The sequence below is a fragment of the Segatella hominis genome, assembly GCF_019249725.2.
GTDB lineage: Bacteria > Bacteroidota > Bacteroidia > Bacteroidales > Bacteroidaceae > Prevotella.
In genome coordinates, this window is sequence record NZ_CP137559.1 from 2,252,040 (window position 1) to 2,269,282 (window position 17,243).

The following is a 17,243-nucleotide window of genomic DNA, read 5'->3' on the forward strand; positions in this document are numbered from 1 at the left end:
ATTACTCTGCGGCTGGAATATTGGTGCTGTCCCAATACATATATATATAGGTATAGCCCGATTCATTGCCGTCTGAATAATAGATATAAGGAGTCTGGAAGCCGGCGTATGATGTGGTTGAACCACTCATGTCGATGGATGCATAGTCATCGCTTGTGGTATCCAGATAGAAGTTGATGTAGCTGATGCCCTTGTCAGCTCCCTCTGGTGTCCAGCTGGCATACTCATAGTTATCAGCATCCTTCATCAGATACCAGTAAGTACCGCCATCAGGATCGTTCATATAATGGTCGGCTGGCATGAAGATACCCTTCCAGGTGCTTCTGTCGGAAGCAGAGAATGCCGAAGTGGTCCATGTGCCGTTGGCATCCTGCGGAATAATATAGAAGCCCAGGTTGATGCCAGAACCCAGATAGTTCTCGATGTAGAACTTGTTCTGACCCTCCAACTGATAGATATCTGACTTGACTGATGGGAAGATATCGCTCTGATACATGAAGGTGGCATTCTCCACTACCTTGACCCAACGGGCCACCATCACCGTGTAATTAAACACCGGAGAACCATCTACCTTGACATAAGGATTCGTGGCAGCCTCATCCAGATGGATGGAAAACTGATATGACTGAAGTGCCTGGAGACCAGGACAAGCTACGGAAAGAGTTGCCTCTGATTCACCATCCTTAAACTCCACAGCAGCAGGAACCTTGAACACGGCATCTGCCTTATCCACAACCACAGGGATGGAAACATCGCCCTTGGTGTTCTGGCGCTTCACCTTTAAATCAACCGTTGGTCGAGCCGCATATTCCTCAGGAGTAAGCACCTCGCTGGCTGCATTGGCTGCAGCAAAGTAGGCTCCCATATTATCCTCCGCCACTTTCTGGGCAGGCTGATAATCATCATCGTCGCTACATGCAGTGAAGGCAGTGATGGCCATACCCACAAGCAGCATATATAATAAATGTTGTAACTTTCTCATTTTTCTTGTTCTTTTTAAATAAATTACTCTGCCGTGATGGCACCAGATGGATTTGGACCAAGCACCACTGCCGGGTTTCTATCCTTCTCATCCTCAGGAATCATATAGTTCATCCAAGGTGCCACATAGCCGGCATAAGAGTTGAGCTGATAGTTTGGCTCGTAGTTGCTGCCTGCATAATGGCGCTTGATAGGGAGATTGAGACGCTTGTAATCGAAGAACACCAGGCCCTCACCCCACAGTTCGATGCGACGCTGCACCATCAGGGCTGTGATGAAATCGTCCATGGTCTTTGCCTTGCACTTGTAGGAACCGTCGGTGTAACGATACGTGTTCACGAAGTCCTGCAAAGCCTGGGCTGCTGCCTCTACACCCTGGGTGTGAGCAATGGCCTCGAAATAATCAAAGTACATCTCCTCTACACGCATCAGCGGCAGCGAAGCAATCTGACCGGTCTCCAGGTCGTTCTTGGTGATACCGCCACTACCTGCACGGAACTTCATGTTGGCATACTGAGGAAGCTTGGCCCACTGCTCACCCGTCATCTTGGTCTTGTAGCCCGCAGGCACACTGTCCTTGCCAGCCGCATTGATCTTCTCTCCGGCATCAGCAGGATTTACCCAACTCTGGCGGCGCCAGTCTTTCACGGAAATCTTGTCGTAGAGTGCCTTGCTGATGCAGCGGTATGAGTTATACTGAGCCATGCTCCAAGCTGCCTCCGAGCACATCCAGCCCCAGAAGGTGTACCACTCTGATGTGTTAATCTGCTCCTTGCTGTTAACAAGCGTACCGAACATCCAGGAATCGTTGGCAGTGTTGAAGCCCGTATTGGTATCCGACCACTCCGCTTCTGTCAGTGGCTTGTAGGTATCGGCATGGATGGCCTTCTGCGCATATTCAGCAGCCTTGGCAAAGCAGTCGTTAGCAGAAGTGATGCCCAACTTGCCATATCCGTCTTCGTTCTTATCGGCCTCAATCTGCTTGGCAAGGTCGTCGGCACTCTGCTCAAAGCGGGATGCCATGGCAAGCCACAGACGGGTTTTCAGACCATAGATTACACTCTTGTCCATGAAAGCCTTGTTGCTTCGGCTGTAACCGTCCAGCGCCTCCTCAGCCAGGTTCAGGTCGTTCATGATGAAACGGTACATGGTGTAGAAAGGCGCACTAGGGTTGTTGCCCAGTTCCGTCTTGCTGGTAGTTTCCTTTACGATAGGCACCGTGAGTCCATATACTCCAGCCTTCTCAGCGGCATCATCCAGAGTAGCCACACCCGTCTTGCGATATTCATAGAGTCTGTACAAGTCGAGATAGAGCATGGCACGATAGCCGTAGCCCTGTCCCATATAAGGCGCTGCACTCTTGTTGCCACCCTCCACCGAACTCTTGGCGGTAGAGATGACATTATTGGCATTCTTGATGAATGCATAATAGTAGTAGAATGGATAATAATATGCGTAGCGCAGAGTAGATCCATCCTCTGTATACGACCAGTAGTTATAGCCATTGTCGCTCATCGGGAAATCCTCGCAGAGCAAATCGCGCATGTACATCTGGCAAGGATAACCCCAGTCCTGGGTATAGTCGCTACCGCCGTAGGTATTCCAGGTGGTGAGGAAAGAAGGAAGACTGTTGGCAAGATATTCCAACGACTTGCTTGAGGAACTGATCTGCCCAGGCACCGCCTGATTGTTCGGATAGGTTTCCTCTATACAGCTGCTGAGGCTCAGCACACCCAGTGCCATCCCCATCGCTGCGATGATATGATTGATATTTCTTTTCATTTTGTTCATGTCTTATTGTTTTTGTCGTATCTTTAGAACTGCACAGAGATGCCTCCGGTGAAGGAACGAACCTGCGCATAGGATGATTCAGAAGAAGTACCCCAGAAGCCGCCACGAGGGTCGAAGCCCTTGCGCTTGCTCCAATAGTAGAGGTTGTCGCCCGATACATATACTCGCAGGTTGCTCAATCCTAAACTATTTACCCATTTTCGTGGGAAGGTGTAGCCCAGGTTGATATTCTGCAGGGTAAGCGTGGAAGCATTCGTCAGGAAGCGGTCGGAAGTGATGGCCGAACTGGTATCCACATCCTTCACGGCATACTGGAAGCGTGGGATATCAGAATTGGTATTGGTTTCTGACCATGCCTTCAGGATATCCTTGTGCAGGGAGAATCCGGTGTTGCCGGAAGATGGATTACCCATCAAAGCCTTGTAACCGTAGTCGATGGCCTTGCCGCCCAGACTGTAGTTGAAGGTGATGGAGAAGTCGAAGCCCTTGAATGCCAGGTTGCTGCTGAAACCTCCATAAAGGTCTGGGTCTGGTGTACCACAGTTGAAATAAGAGGCTGCGGTGGAGGATGTAGTTGTGGTCAGTTCGCCGGTAGCCTCATCCTTCACATACCAGGAAGACTCACCATCTGCCGTAACTCCGGCATATTTCTTCAGGCGGAAGGTGTGCATAGGCAGACCCTCGCCATAGAAGTAAGGATCGCTTACGTAACCAGGATGTCCATCGAGCATACTGCCCTTATTGTCGTCGTTGAGCATCGTAATCTTGTTCTTGTAGTGGGTGGCGTTAAGGTTGATCATCCACGAGAGGTCCTTGGTGCGGATAGGCGTAAAGTGCAAATCTACCTCCACACCGCGGTTGACCATATCACCCACATTGTCATAAGAACCGGTATAACCGCCTGAGAATGGCACATATACGAAGCAGAGCATATCGGTGGTCTTGCGACTGAAGTACTCGATGCTACCCGTGATGCGGCTCTTGAGGAGTTCAAACTCGATACCTGCATTGAAGTTGCTGTTGGTCTCCCAGGTAATATTCGGATTACCCACGGTGTTCTGCACGAAACTTACCTCGCCATTGAAATTGCTGAGATAGTAGGTATCGGTGTAACGGTAGTCGCCGATGGCATCGTTACCCTGCTGCCCCCATGAAGCCTTCAGCTTCAGCATATTAATCCAGGAAGACTGGAACCATTTTTCCTTGCTCAGAATCCAGGCTCCGCCGAAGGAATAGAAGTTACCCCAGCGATGGTCGGGATGGAAGCGGGATGAGGCGTCTCTACGGTAAGATGCCTGCAGGAAATACTTGCCATCGTAATCGTACATCAGTCGGGAGAAATAACCCTCGGTGTTATAATTGCTGGTGTTGCTGCCGTTGGAAATCACCTTCACGGCACCATCCAGTTCCTGTGCTCCGAAATAAGAGAACATCTTCTCCTTGTCACCACTCAGGTAATTATACATGTACTTATAGTTCTCATGACCCAGCATCAGGGTAAAGCTGTGCTTGTCAAACTGCCTGCTGTAGTTGGCTATCTGCTGGAAGTTGACCGTATAGGTCTGATAAGCTGCCTTATATACATATCCACCCGGATAAACCGTTGCAGTATTTCCATAGAAAGGCTGGGTGGTCTGTGTATTCTTCCACTCATTGTCGGTCACGGTGCCGTTCAGTGTCAGCTTCAAGCCCTCGACAGGGGTGATATCAGCAAAACCATTGAGGGTGAACACATTGGTAAAGGTCTTGTTGGCGTTGAGTCTATCCGTCTGCAGGAAGTTTCTCAGAGGTTCCAATCCCGTAGGACGGTGTGCACCGCCATTTCCACCATCACCATAGTCATACATCTTGCCATTCTCATCGGTCATGATGTTGCCTTCGCCATCACGCAGATAAACCGGATAGATAGGTGCAAAGCGGGTGGTGATATCGAAAACCGTCTGGCTACCATCGCTCACATCATTCTGGTCGGTATGGGCAAAGTTGATGTTCGTGCCCACCTTCAGCCAGTCCTTGGCCTGGTAATCAGCCTTGACACGGGCTGTATATCGCTCGAAATCAGAGTTATATACGATACCCTCGTTCTTCAGATAGCCCAGGGAAGCATAGTAGGTCATCTTGTTGCTACCACCGGTAATACTCATGTTGTATTCCTGGCGCAGCGCATTGCGGAAAGCCTCATCCACCCAGTCGTCAGGGGTAAGAGTATAGAACTTGCCGTTGTTATAAACACGATTGCCCAGGGTGGCATTCGGGTTCAGGCGGCCGTTGGTTCCAATGAGATACTGTCCCTCAGGAACGGCATAGACCACATAGCCCAATCCGCCCTTGTCGCTTGTCTTGCCCATAGTCTCATTGGCAGCAACATGCGCATCGAAAGCCGACATGCCCTTGTCGCGTACATTATAATTATAGAGAGCCTTGTAATAGGTTTCATAATACTCGGCAGGGTCGGTGATGCGGTCGTAATCGATGGTGGCACGACTGTTGCCGCTCCACTTAGCCTCGAAGCTGATGGTAGCCTTCTCAGCCTTACCCTTCTTGGTGGTAATCATGATAACACCATTGGCACCACGGGCACCATAGAGGGCGTTGGATGCCGCATCCTTCAACACGGTGACACTCTCCACATCGTTAGGATTGAGGTTGTTCCATCCGCCATCGTATGGAGCACCATCCACGATAATGAGCGGAGATGTTCCGGCGTTGATGGAACTGAAGCCACGGATGGCAAAAGAAGGAGTGGCTGTTGGCGAACCGGAAGTATTGGTCATCTGCACACCGGCTACCTCGCCCTGCAATCCGCTGAACACATTGGTGAGCTGCTTTTTCTCCAAAAGGTCACCTTTCACTACGCCCGCAGAACCCGTGAAGGATGATTTCTTCTGCTCGCCGTATGCCACCACGATGACCTCATCGAGCTGACGGTCTTGCGACTGCATGTTGACCTTCATACCCGGCGCCGCCTTCACGGTCTGTGAATCCATACCAAGATAAGTGATTACAATTGTTTCTCCTTGTTTAGCACTCGGCAAGCTGAACTTACCATCAATGTCGGTCACGGTTCCGGTTTTAGAACCTTTCACCATGATCTGTGCACCCACTACAGGGTCTCCATTTTCATCGAAGACCTGTCCCCCGACCTGTCCGGAAGACTGTGCCAGCACTTGCCCTGAAGCAGCCAGCAACAGGGAAGCAAATAAAACCTTCATTTTCATATATCTTCTCTTCTTATATTATTATCTCTTATGATACTCGTCTCTTTTCCTCTCTTTATCTTGAATACACCTATTTTATATATTACAACGTTATCCATTACAAGTTTTACATAAAATATGTATTCAGATGCAAAGGTAATACAAAATCCGTTAACAGCCAAACATAAATCACAATAATTGCTGTTTTGCATAGCAAAAAGATACATTTCACTCAAAACCAAGGTATTAATGCCATTTTTCAAGATTCAAATTCCCGAAAAAGGCAACAGATTTTCGCCCGTAACACCATTGTCGCAGCTTCGTCAATGCCTTTCAACCTCATCGCAACCCCAGTGTAATAAAACCACTATACCTTTGCAACCGTAATCAAACGATATAGGTTATGAATATTAAAAGGGGAATTATTGTATTAGGATTGCTCTCGGCGGCTAGCATGCCAACGTGGGCGCAACAGATTAAGGGTGTGGTTATCGACCAGAAATCGAAAGAGACACTCATCGGTGCAGTCATCACTGTGGATGGAACCAACGTGAAGGCTATCACCAACATCGACGGAAACTTCCAGATCGATGGATTGGATAAAGAAAAGACATATACACTATATATTAACTATATAGGATATAAGACTCAAAAAATTGACGGGGTTCAGGCGAAGGACGCAGACCAGGTGATTGCGCTGCAACCTGATGAACAGCAGCTGAAGGAGGTGACCGTTACCGCAGTGGAAAGGCGTAATACGGATGCGGCAATGATACAGGTGGCCAAAAACAGTCCCGTCATCGTGAGCAATGTTTCGGCACAGGAAATATCTCGTACTCAGGATACGAATGCGGGTGAGGTGATACGCCGAGTGCCAGGCGTGAGCCTCATCGACGATAAATTCGTGATGGTTCGTGGTTTGTCACAGCGTTATAACAATGTGTGGGTGAACGGAGGAGCTGTGCCTAGTTCTGAGGCTGATTCCAGGGCATTCTCCTTCGACATCATCCCAAGTTCGCAAATCGACAACCTCACCATCGTGAAGTCGCCAACGGCTGAATATCCCGCAGACTACTCGGGCGGTTTCATCATCGTCAACACCAAGGAGATTCCGGCAGAAAACAGTTTCAACATCGCCGTAGGCGGAAACTGGAATACATCTTCTGCCTTCAAGGACTTCTCTTACTCAAAAGGTTCCGGAACCGATTTCCTAGGGTTCGACAATGGCTTGAGAAACCTGAATGGGGGCATCCATGCTGACTTGAACCCACAGCTCGATGCCAACGGGAAACCGGTGGGCGATTATGCTACTTCGCTCCTGGGCAACGGGCTTAATAATGATTGGCTCATCAAGAACAGGAAGCCTTTGGGCGACTTGAAACTGGCGGCCAGCCTGAACCAGCGCTGGATGCTGGGCGGAAGAACACTCGGCATGCTCGCCGCCCTGAACTATACCAACGAATACCGCACCTACGAGAACATGGAGAACAATCTCTATGGCATCTATGATGCGGCAAACGACAAGCCGAACTATCTTCGTCACTCTGTTGACGACCAGTATAATAATAACGTGAGACTCGGAGCAATGCTCAACTTCACCTTCCTTTCCAAGGACGGCAATCACAAGTATCAGCTCAAGAACATCTTCAACCAGTTGGCTACCAGCCGATATACCTGGCGTGATGGCGTGAGCGCCCAGTCGAACCTGGAGCGAAGCGCAGAGTATTACTACCGCAGTCGAACTACATATAACGGTCAGCTTACCGGCAAGCACACCTTCACTAGCGACGCCCTTGACTGGAGCATCGGGTATGCGTATGCCAACCGTCATTTGCCTGACCGTCGCAGATTTCTCATCGACGATGCTCTTGAATCGGGCGTTTATGCCCTGAGCACCGGCAACGACATATCCCGCGAGTGGACTCAACTCGATGAACACATTCTCTCTCTTGGTGTAAATGACAAGCACCACTTCAAGTTTGGCAACTTTGAGCCAGACTTGCAAGTGGGTGCCTACGGAGAGTATCGCAGCCGAGAATACCAGACCCGCAACTTCATCTACAACTGGAATGTTTCAGCTAACAACATGCCATCCGACTTCCGCCACAGCGACATCCCAACCCTGCTCTCCAACGAGACAAACATGGGTTACGACAAGCTGTATCTTCTGGAGGAAAAGCAGATGCGCAACAACTACCGCGGACACAACACCTTAGGCGCAGGATACCTGGCGATGTCTCTCCCCTTTGGCAAACTCGGCATCCACGCCGGTGTCCGCTTCGAGCATAATGATATGGAACTCATCTCCAATTCCCGTGACTACGAGAAGAGTGAATCGAGCCGTCATTACAAGACAGACGATGTTTTTCCATCTCTCAATACGACCTATAAGATCAGCAACCAGCATCAGGCTCGCCTCTCGTATGGACACAGTATCAACCGACCAGAATTCCGCGAGGTATCACCGGCGGTATATTATGACTTCGATCTTGCCAGCAACGTACAGGGAAACACAGAACTGAAGAACTGCTATGTCGATAACCTCGACCTGCGATATGAGTGGTATCCATCCCGTGGAGAACTCATCTCATTAGCAGTTTTCTACAAGCATTTCGATTCTCCTATCGAGTGGACCTACACGGTGGCTGGCGGCACAGACTTGATTTATTCTTATAAGAATGCAAAGAGTGCCAACAACTATGGTGTGGAGCTGGACATCAGAAAGAATCTCGACTTCATCGGACTGAAAGATTTCAGCTGGTCGTTCAACGGTGCCCTGATTAAGAGTAAGGTGCAGTTTGAGAAGGGAGCGAAAGAGGAAGACAGACCGATGCAGGGACAGTCGCCATACCTTATCAACACAGGCATCTTCTATAAGAATGAGCCTTTGAAGATGGATATCGCCCTACTCTACAACCGCATCGGAAAGCGAATCATCGGTGTGGGAAGAAGCGAGGGAAGCACAGGCGATGACTCCAACTCCCGAGTGCCTCACAGCTATGAGATGCCTCGCAACACCATCGACCTTTCACTGGCTAAGAAATTCGGCGACCATCTCGAACTGAAACTCAACGTAAGAGATCTTCTTGCAGAAAAGATATACTACAAGCAGTTTGCTGATGTAACGTATAGCGACGGAAGCAAGAAGGAAGTGGAAGAAATTGCAAGATGCTACAAGCCGGGCAGAAACATCGGTTTGCAGGCGATATACAAATTCTAAACTATTCTTTAATCGATCATAAATGAGATTTTCGGTTATTCGGCTAATAAATCAATGAATTAGATTTACTAATAAATAAATGAATTAGATGTTTGTTTAATAAATACAAGAAACAATGATGAACAAGATGTATTTCTATGGATGCATGGGCATCCTCGCAGCATCTGCCATATTGAGCAGTTGCAGCAGTGACAATGACGATCCAACTCCTTCTCCAAATCCAGGATTAGAAGTTGTTTACAAGTGGTCAACCAATGGCGGCTTGAAGGCTTGCGACCAGATTCTCTTCGGTACAGACGACAAGGAGAACGCCAACGGAACACAGATTGGAAACGGCGACCAGGAGTTCGTTTTCACAGGCAAGCAGACTTTGAAGAAAGGCACTTATCTCCTCAAGGGATGGGTATATATCGCAGATGGCGCTGAACTTACCATCGAACCGGGAACTATCATCAAGGGCGACAAGCAGACCAAGGCTGCACTCATCGCAGAGCGTGGCGGTAAACTCATCGCCAAGGGTACAGCTACAGAACCTATTGTCTTCACTTCTGAAGAGGCTGCTGGCAGCAGAAAGCCTGGCGACTGGGGTGGCATCATCCTTTGCGGTAAGGCTAAGAACAACCAGACTGATATGCAGATAGAAGGTGGTCCTCGTACTCACCATGGTGGCAGCGATGATGCCGACAACTCAGGAGCATTGAGCTATGTACGCATCGAGTTTGCGGGTTATCCATTCCAGAAAGATAAGGAAATCAACGGTCTGACCTTCGGTTCTGTAGGTTCAGGCACACAGATTGACCACGTACAGGTATCTTATTCCAATGATGATTCCTTCGAGTGGTTTGGTGGTACTGTGAACTGCAAGTATCTCGTAGCCTACAAGGGTTGGGATGATGATTTCGATACAGACAATGGTTTCTCAGGAAAGGTGCAGTACGGTCTTTCTCTGCGTGACAGCAAGATAGCTGATACCTCTCAGAGCAATGGTTTCGAGAGCGATAACTGCGCTGATGGTGCAACAGGAGATCCTCGTACCACAGCCACTTTCTCCAATATCACCTTCGTAGGTCCTAAGGTTTTGGATAGCCAGTTCCAGAATACCACAGATTATATCACAGCAGGTGCATACAATCCAAACAACGGTTCTGCTCTCGGCAAGTTCCAGGCTGCGATGCAGATCCGCCGTTCTTCCAACCTCAACTGCATCAACTCTGTAGCCTTAGGTTGGCCTATCGGCTTGATCATCGATGGTGAAAAGGGTGAAACTGTTCAGAATTCAAAGGACAAGAAGTTCAAGCTCCAGAATATATACTTTGCAGGTATGGATGCGATAGGAAGCGATGCCAACAAGATTTATGGCGACTATCTCTACGATGCAGCAGCAAAGAAGGATATCGACAAGAATCAGAAGTCATACAGCAACACTTTCTTCTTCTCTGAGCCAAGCAACAAGTACTTCGACAGCTGGACTTCACTGGTAGGTGCTGATGGATATACTCCTATCGCAGGCAGCCCATTGCTGAAAGCCGCATCATTTAGCGGTTGGACAGGTTTCGATGCAGTAACTTACATCGGTGCCTTCGATGGCAGCAACAACTGGCTGAGCGGCTGGACCAACTTCGATCCACAGAACACAAAGTACTAAAATAAGTATTGGACAAATTCTATTATAAGCATAAGAATTGCTAATTTCTATTTTGACTATAAGGTTTTCTTTATTAGGGCATGGCGCAGCGATTTGCACCATGCTTTTTTTGTTGTGTTATGGAGGGAATGCATCTATCATCAAGAGCAACTAATACTTTAAAAACAGGACAAAAACAAAAATAACCTCCCAAAAGTTTGGTATCTTAAAATATTAGTCGTACATTTGCAGAAAAGAACATTTAAACTTTCGAAATATGGCAAGACCAATTAAAGAAACCCCAATTCTTTATGGCGAAGATGCTAAAAGATTTGAGGAAAGAATGAACAAAGTTCAGAAGGAAACTCCTGAACAAAGAAAGATAAGACTGGAGCATTACCATGCTATGTTAGCAGCCTTACAGCGTGGTGAGCAAATGCGAAAAGAAGGCAAGACAATCCCTGGAATCATAAAAGTATCATAATGAATGGAATACAATGATATCTGTATCATACGCCTGGAAGAAGACGAAAAGGTAGAAACATTTGATTGCGGAGATGAAGACTTAAATGATTTTATTGTCAATGAAGCTCAGCCTTACCGCAAAGCACTTATAGCTACAAGTTATGTCGCACAAAATAAAGAAGGGGTTCTTCTAGGCTTCTTCAGTTTGGCTAATGATAAAATCTCATTATCCAATTTTGCCAGCAAAACAGAATACAATCGCTTTAGAAAAACTCGTTTTGTCAACGAAAAACGTCTAAAGGGATATCCGGCAGTAAAACTGTGCAGACTGGGTATCAGCACATTAGCTCATGGACAACATATAGGTTCATACCTATTAGATTTCATTAAAAGCTATTTCGTTAATGATAACAAAACTGGTTGCAGGTTTCTTACTGTTGATGCATATGCCAATGCTGTACCTTTCTACATAAAAAATGGCTTTATGCCTCTAAATGACGATGACAAAGACGATTCTACCCGCCTTCTATATTTTGATTTGGCAACGTTATAACCAAAAAGTCTCTTACTCAAATTATATGAGCAAGAGACTTTTTTATTACTAGCAAAGCTCCTCCGTCAAGTAACGAGAGGCCAAAGCTTCGATGTCTATCCTGTCTGATTTTTGAATTTCTTCAATGACAGCGTCTGTGCAATCATCATTCATTACCACACCAACTGCTTCACTTGGCGTAAGGTTACATTCTTTTGCTATATAACAAGCAATTTCACCTAATACGTATTCATAATTATACTTATTTTCCATATTCTCAATCTTTAATGAGTTCATTTATACCCTCTTTTTCTTAGCTTTTACGATATGATTATTGCAGATACGAGTCAAATCCTCTATGATCTGTTCCCTTGGCAGAGTCTGCTCTATTTCCCAGTTCTCCTCCAAAAATCTGATGCCTTGATTCTTTTGAAGGAAGTTGAAAGCTTTCTGTTTAGAAATTTTTTTATCCTCAGCAAACCAGCAAGCAGCAACCGTGACAAAGATTGTCGCTTTCATCATAGTCTCAACTGGAGGATACTGATTGCCTATGTGTACACTCAGTTTCTCCCCCATAGCCTCCAAGAGAACAGAAGCATCATCTATAGAAATATTGGTCTTTCCGCTTTCTATCTTACTGATGCTGCTTTTGCCCAATCCTACATATTTTCCAAGAGCCTCTTGCGATAGCCCTTTTTCCTGACGGACTTTTTTTACTATGCCCCCCAGAATATTATCTGTATTATCGAATTTCTTTTTCATATCTGTTCTTTTTGGAGCAAAAATAGTCAAAGTTTCCCAAACGAGCAACTTTTTTAACTTAAAGTTGCATAAAAAAGAACTTGAAGAAGATGTTTCATGTTTTGCATACAAGTCTCAAAAAGATGCATATCTATCTTCAAAGTTTGATATCCTGAAACAGGACATCAAACTTCATTTGTCTTAATCCATGAACTTAATCATATCCTGGCGTCTTGGCTTTGCCTCTGGCGATTCATCAGGATAACCTAAGGCGATGCAGTAGAGCAGCTTGTAATTCTTGGAGAATGCCATACGGTCGAGGTAAGGCTTGGCTGATGGCGAATCCAGTATCCAACGGGCTGAACTGCCCAGGCAGCAGGAACCGATGCCCTTTGACCATGCTGCAAGAATGATGTTCTCGCCAAGCAAACCGCAATCAATCTGTGCCATATCATAAGTAGTATCGTAGGCGATGCAAAGCACGCATGGAGCATTCACGAAGATGTTCTTGAAGCCCTTGCGCTCTGCTATCTTAGGATTATCCTTTACCACGGCTTGGGTTATCGAATCGATGAGTGCTGGAGAATCTATCACTCTGATTTCGTACGACTGCAGGTTCTGACCATTTGGCGCATGAATGCCGCATTTCAGAATCTCGTTCAGGGTATCGCGGCTGATGACGGAATCCTTGTAAGCACGGATGCTTCTGCGACTCATCATCAAATCGGTTACCACACTTGCAGAGTCAACGCTGGTCATTGCCTCCGGCTGTCTGTTCTCGTTGCAGGCAGTCAACATCAGTGCAGCTGCCAATCCTAAAAATATCTTCTTCATATTATTCATTGTATGATTAAACCTATATTTCAATTAGTATATACCGTGCAAAGATAGCAACAAATACTGATATTCAAGAAGATACGTTATAACTTTTTAGAGTTTTTATTATTCATTCTGCCATTCTTTTAATAAGAATATATCATAGCCAAACATTTTCCACCTATTTTGCTAGAATTTTCCAAAAACTTCGTATCTTTGCAATGGTTTTATGCAAGATAAGCTGTTTATAAAATCATCAAACGTAGAATTATGGAAAGAAAAAGTTATTCTATAGATATAAATCGCATTGCACAATATGCCATGTATGCATATTGCATTTTCGCATTGTTTTCGCTGGCATTTTCTGTTTGCGGACAAGCGGGCTTATCCTTCAGAACAAGTCCCATCCTGATTCCAATAAGTCCCATCCTGGTTACCATCAAGCAACTGGTCTTGCAGCTCGCCCCTATAGCTTTATGGGGAATATTTCGCTTCACGCTACCAGCAGGCGTCAAATTGCTACGGCGCTGCAGCGAGTTGATGGTACTTTACTATGTGCTCTCATTCATCCTGGGCCAATGCTTCAATCTTCATCTCGTAACGATGATGCAGAACGGACAGATAACACCCACGACAACGATTCTCACCTGGATACAAAGCACTATGGTATTGATTTCCGTCATCGCTTCCCTGATAGCCGGCTGCCATCTGTACAGCAAGCACAGAGGTAACATGCGCAAACTGGGCATAGCCCTTATCCTGGTTTTCATGGTATGGCTGATATGCTCAAATATACTCCCTGTTGCAGTGTTTTATCTGGCAGGTAACACCCAGCAGGCAGCCATCACCAGCATGAATTTCATCAGTATGATAACCACTACATCGGCTTATATATACGCATACTATAGGATGTATCGGGCAATAAAAACTATAGGATGTATCGGGCAATAAAACTAAACAAATACAAATTCTCGGATATACAGATTACAGAAAGTGTTATCAGTTTTACAGAAAGAAATTTGCAATGCACTGCAAATTTCTCGAAAAAGTTTCGTATATTTGCAGCGCATTTCATTTTTAGCAATCAAGATAGAATGCAAAATGAATAGCAAAGTGAATAAATAGAACATAAAGAGAATATGATAGAGCGCAAAGAATACATGAATCTCCTGGAGAAATGGAGAGATAAGAAGGCCATCAAGGTAGTAACAGGCATACGACGCTGCGGCAAGTCATCGCTACTGAGGATGTTTAGGGAGAAACTTCTCTCGGATGGAGTATCCGAAGAACAAGTACAGAACTTCAACTTCGAGGATCTCGACAACGAACCGTTCCTCGACTATAAAATTTTGTACGCGCACGTAAAGCAGAACCTGTGCCCAGACAAAATGAACTATCTCTTCTTTGACGAGATGCAGATGGTGGAAAATTTCCAGAAAGTGATAGACAGCCTGTTCCTGCTAGACAACGTAGACATTTACGTTACTGGCAGCAATGCCTACCTGCTCTCCGGCGAAATAGCCACCCTGCTCACCGGAAGATACATCGAAATCAAGCTCTTCCCTTTCTCCTTCCGAGAATTCATACAGACGCAGCCTGCCCATACTTCCCGAGAGCTCGCCTATCGCCAATACATCGAACTGGGTTCCTTCCCATACATTCCCCAAATCAGCCAAGACCGAGAGATGGTGCGTGAATACCTGTCAGGTCTCTACAATACCATCGTACTGAAAGATGTGGTGAGCCGCAAGAAGATAACCGATGTGATGATGTTGCAAAGTGTGGTAAGATTCCTTGCTGACAATATAGGCAACATATCCGTAATCAAGCGCATCAGCGACACCATGACCTCGCTGGGAAAAAAGACTACATCTCATACGATAGAAAACTACGTCTCTGCCCTCACCGACAGCTATATCTTCTACCCTGTACAGAGATATGATGCCAAGGGTAAGCAGCTATTGAAGACTGGACAGAAACTTTATCTTGCCGACGTAGGTCTGCGCCAAGTCATCAATGGCACCAAAGGTGGCGACTTGGGGCACGTACTGGAGAACATCGTGTATCTGGAACTAGCACGACGAGGCGGAGAAATCTATGTAGGCAAAGCCGGTGATGCAGAAATAGACTTCGTGGTAATCATTGGTGAACACAAGGCATACTATCAGGTATCGCTCAGCGTAAGGGATGAGACCACGATGCAGAGAGAATTGGCCCCCCTGAAGTCCATCTCCGACAATTTTCCAAAATATCTGCTCACCCTGGACAACGACCCCGTCCAGTTTCATGATGGAATCAAGCAAGAATATGTGCTCGACTGGCTTATGGAATGCTATGATTCGCCTAAAAGAATGCAATAATTCGCCTAAAGACAAGAATAAGACTCACATAGAAAAACAAAGATGGAAAAGAATCAGATTTTTGAAAATATTATGAGCCGTACATCGGTGAGAAGTTATACAGAAAAGCCTGTAGAACAGGAGAAGGTGGAGATGATGCTGCGTGCCGGCATGGCAGCTCCATCGGCCTGCAACAAGCAGCCTTGGCATTTTGTGGTTATCAACAACAGAGAGATTCTTGACCAGATACCACAGTTCAGTCCTTATGCTGGCATGGTGAAGCAGGCACCGCTCGCCATTGTGGTTTGCGGATGCATGGACAAGACGCTGGAAGGCATCGAGCAGGAGTTCTGGATTCAAGACTGCTCGGCAGCCACGGAGAACATCCTGCTGATGGCTCACGGCTTGGGGCTTGGCTGTGTATGGACAGCCCTCTATCCTCTGAAAGAACGATACGAGGGAATGCAGCAACTGCTGCATCTGCCCAAGACGATGATTCCGCTCAACACCCTCATCATCGGATATCCGAAGAATCAGGTGACAGCAAAGGATAAGTGGAAAGAGGAGAATATTTCCTATAATTATTATCAGAAATAATCTCCATCAGGAATCATATCCCTATCATCTTATATACCCCTCCTGCTCATATCCCCTGCGATAATGATGAATCATATTGACCAACGGCTGAAGGCGGATATCCGTTACTGCCATATTCTTGAATCTGGCATATTGCTGATTGTAAAGCGCAGCATTGCCTTCGGCCAATCTTTCCTCGATATCAGATGGCACCAGGAAGGAAGACCGATTACCCAGATGGGCATAAATTTCTGAAAGATAGATATGAACTCCTGCCAGATCGAAATCGCCAAAATGAACGTAACGATTGGGGATGTGGAGAAGCCATGACCTGAGATTCTCCAGGTTTTCCTGTGGATAACGGCAGACAAACAAGAGTTGCTTATCAGGAAACAGGGCATCGAAAAGCCAACGCTGCGACCGAATCTGCATGAAATTCTCAGCATTCTCCATACCCACAACTATCACATCTTCCAGTATCTCGAAAAGATCCGGCTGATTGATGAAAACAGAGCTGCCCTCCATCGGCTGAAGTCTGAATGGCTTTCCATTCAGCATAGCATCTATCCGAACATAGCAATCTACCAGAAAGCCACGAAATGTATTCACCTTCTTAGCCTTTGAATCACCTACCATCCTAACCATATCTGCCCTCGTCTGCATAGAGGAAGAAGCAGAAATCCATTCTTCTAAAGAACATTTCAAGCCAAACTCCTGCGATAGCAAGGTACGGCAACCCTCTCGCATGGCCTCGACAATACGATATTTGCATCTACTCCCATTGCTCTTTAACATCAACAATCCTTCCTGCCTCAGCAAAGCCGTCATGCGAAGAGACAGCTTCGACGAAGCAATCTCCTCACCCTTCAACATCGCTAATATCTGTCGGGCATCGCCCAATCCTAACTTTTCCATATCATCAAGTATTTCATATCATCAAATGTTTCATATCATCCGATAT

General features: G+C 46.3%; 14 protein-coding genes. 7 read left to right on the top strand and 7 right to left on the bottom strand.

All coding sequences use genetic code 11. The features are described from left to right. Position 1: 1 nt before the first annotated feature. The 3 genes from KUA50_RS09360 to KUA50_RS09370 are packed head-to-tail and all read right to left on the bottom strand — an operon-like array spanning position 2 to position 5,990. Positions 2 to 982, bottom strand: coding sequence for a hypothetical protein (locus KUA50_RS09360; protein WP_218457981.1), 981 nt, complete (start codon positions 980 to 982; stop codon positions 2 to 4). A gap of 23 nt (positions 983 to 1,005) precedes the next feature. Next, the gene (locus KUA50_RS09365) at positions 1,006 to 2,772 is read right to left on the bottom strand and encodes a RagB/SusD family nutrient uptake outer membrane protein (RefSeq protein ID WP_218457980.1); all 1,767 of its coding nucleotides are present in this window, start codon (positions 2,770 to 2,772) and stop codon (positions 1,006 to 1,008) included. A gap of 23 nt (positions 2,773 to 2,795) precedes the next feature. Continuing rightward, a complete protein-coding gene (locus KUA50_RS09370; RefSeq protein WP_218457979.1) occupies positions 2,796 to 5,990 on the bottom strand; it encodes a SusC/RagA family TonB-linked outer membrane protein in 3,195 nt (1,064 codons plus the stop codon). A 382-nt stretch (positions 5,991 to 6,372) separates the two neighbouring features. On the opposite strand from KUA50_RS09370, the gene KUA50_RS09375 reads away from it, so the two are divergent. From KUA50_RS09375 to KUA50_RS09390, 4 genes are all read left to right on the top strand, one after another. Continuing rightward, the gene (locus KUA50_RS09375) at positions 6,373 to 9,189 is read left to right on the top strand and encodes a TonB-dependent receptor (protein ID WP_218457978.1); all 2,817 of its coding nucleotides are present in this window, start codon (positions 6,373 to 6,375) and stop codon (positions 9,187 to 9,189) included. Between the two features lie 115 nt (positions 9,190 to 9,304). Beyond that, positions 9,305 to 10,834, top strand: a complete 1,530-nt coding sequence (locus tag KUA50_RS09380; RefSeq protein ID WP_218457976.1) for a hypothetical protein — start codon at positions 9,305 to 9,307, stop codon at positions 10,832 to 10,834. A 256-nt stretch (positions 10,835 to 11,090) separates the two neighbouring features. After that, a complete protein-coding gene (locus tag KUA50_RS09385; protein WP_218457975.1) occupies positions 11,091 to 11,297 on the top strand; it encodes a hypothetical protein in 207 nt (68 codons plus the stop codon). A gap of 3 nt (positions 11,298 to 11,300) precedes the next feature. Further along, positions 11,301 to 11,831 carry a GNAT family N-acetyltransferase gene (locus tag KUA50_RS09390; RefSeq protein ID WP_218457974.1) on the top strand — a complete coding sequence of 177 codons (531 nt, stop codon included), beginning with the start codon at positions 11,301 to 11,303 and terminating at the stop codon, positions 11,829 to 11,831. 48 nt (positions 11,832 to 11,879) lie between these two features. Here KUA50_RS09390 and KUA50_RS09395 read toward each other — a convergent pair whose 3' ends face one another. From KUA50_RS09395 to KUA50_RS09405, 3 genes are all read right to left on the bottom strand, one after another. Beyond that, positions 11,880 to 12,107 carry a hypothetical protein gene (locus tag KUA50_RS09395; protein WP_218457973.1) on the bottom strand — a complete coding sequence of 76 codons (228 nt, stop codon included), beginning with the start codon at positions 12,105 to 12,107 and terminating at the stop codon, positions 11,880 to 11,882. Continuing rightward, positions 12,108 to 12,572 carry a helix-turn-helix domain-containing protein gene (locus KUA50_RS09400; protein ID WP_218457972.1) on the bottom strand — a complete coding sequence of 155 codons (465 nt, stop codon included), beginning with the start codon at positions 12,570 to 12,572 and terminating at the stop codon, positions 12,108 to 12,110. It lies immediately after the preceding gene. Between the two features lie 180 nt (positions 12,573 to 12,752). Continuing rightward, positions 12,753 to 13,385 carry a nitroreductase family protein gene (locus tag KUA50_RS09405; RefSeq protein WP_218457971.1) on the bottom strand — a complete coding sequence of 211 codons (633 nt, stop codon included), beginning with the start codon at positions 13,383 to 13,385 and terminating at the stop codon, positions 12,753 to 12,755. A gap of 252 nt (positions 13,386 to 13,637) precedes the next feature. Between KUA50_RS09405 and KUA50_RS09410 the strand changes: the two genes are divergently transcribed. The 3 genes from KUA50_RS09410 (at position 13,638) to KUA50_RS09420 (ending at position 16,303) form a co-directional block, all read left to right on the top strand. Beyond that, positions 13,638 to 14,318, top strand: a complete 681-nt coding sequence (locus tag KUA50_RS09410; RefSeq protein ID WP_218457970.1) for a hypothetical protein — start codon at positions 13,638 to 13,640, stop codon at positions 14,316 to 14,318. A 188-nt stretch (positions 14,319 to 14,506) separates the two neighbouring features. Further along, on the top strand, positions 14,507 to 15,727 hold the full coding sequence (locus tag KUA50_RS09415; protein WP_218457969.1) for an ATP-binding protein: 1,221 nt from the start codon (positions 14,507 to 14,509) through the stop codon (positions 15,725 to 15,727). Between the two features lie 42 nt (positions 15,728 to 15,769). Continuing rightward, entirely contained in the window at positions 15,770 to 16,303 is a 534-nt protein-coding gene (locus KUA50_RS09420; RefSeq protein ID WP_218457967.1) for a nitroreductase family protein, read from the top strand. A gap of 24 nt (positions 16,304 to 16,327) precedes the next feature. Here the strand turns inward: KUA50_RS09420 and KUA50_RS09425 are convergent, their stop codons facing one another. After that, entirely contained in the window at positions 16,328 to 17,197 is an 870-nt protein-coding gene (locus tag KUA50_RS09425) for a hypothetical protein (protein ID WP_256624357.1), read from the bottom strand. Positions 17,198 to 17,243 lie beyond the last annotated feature (46 nt).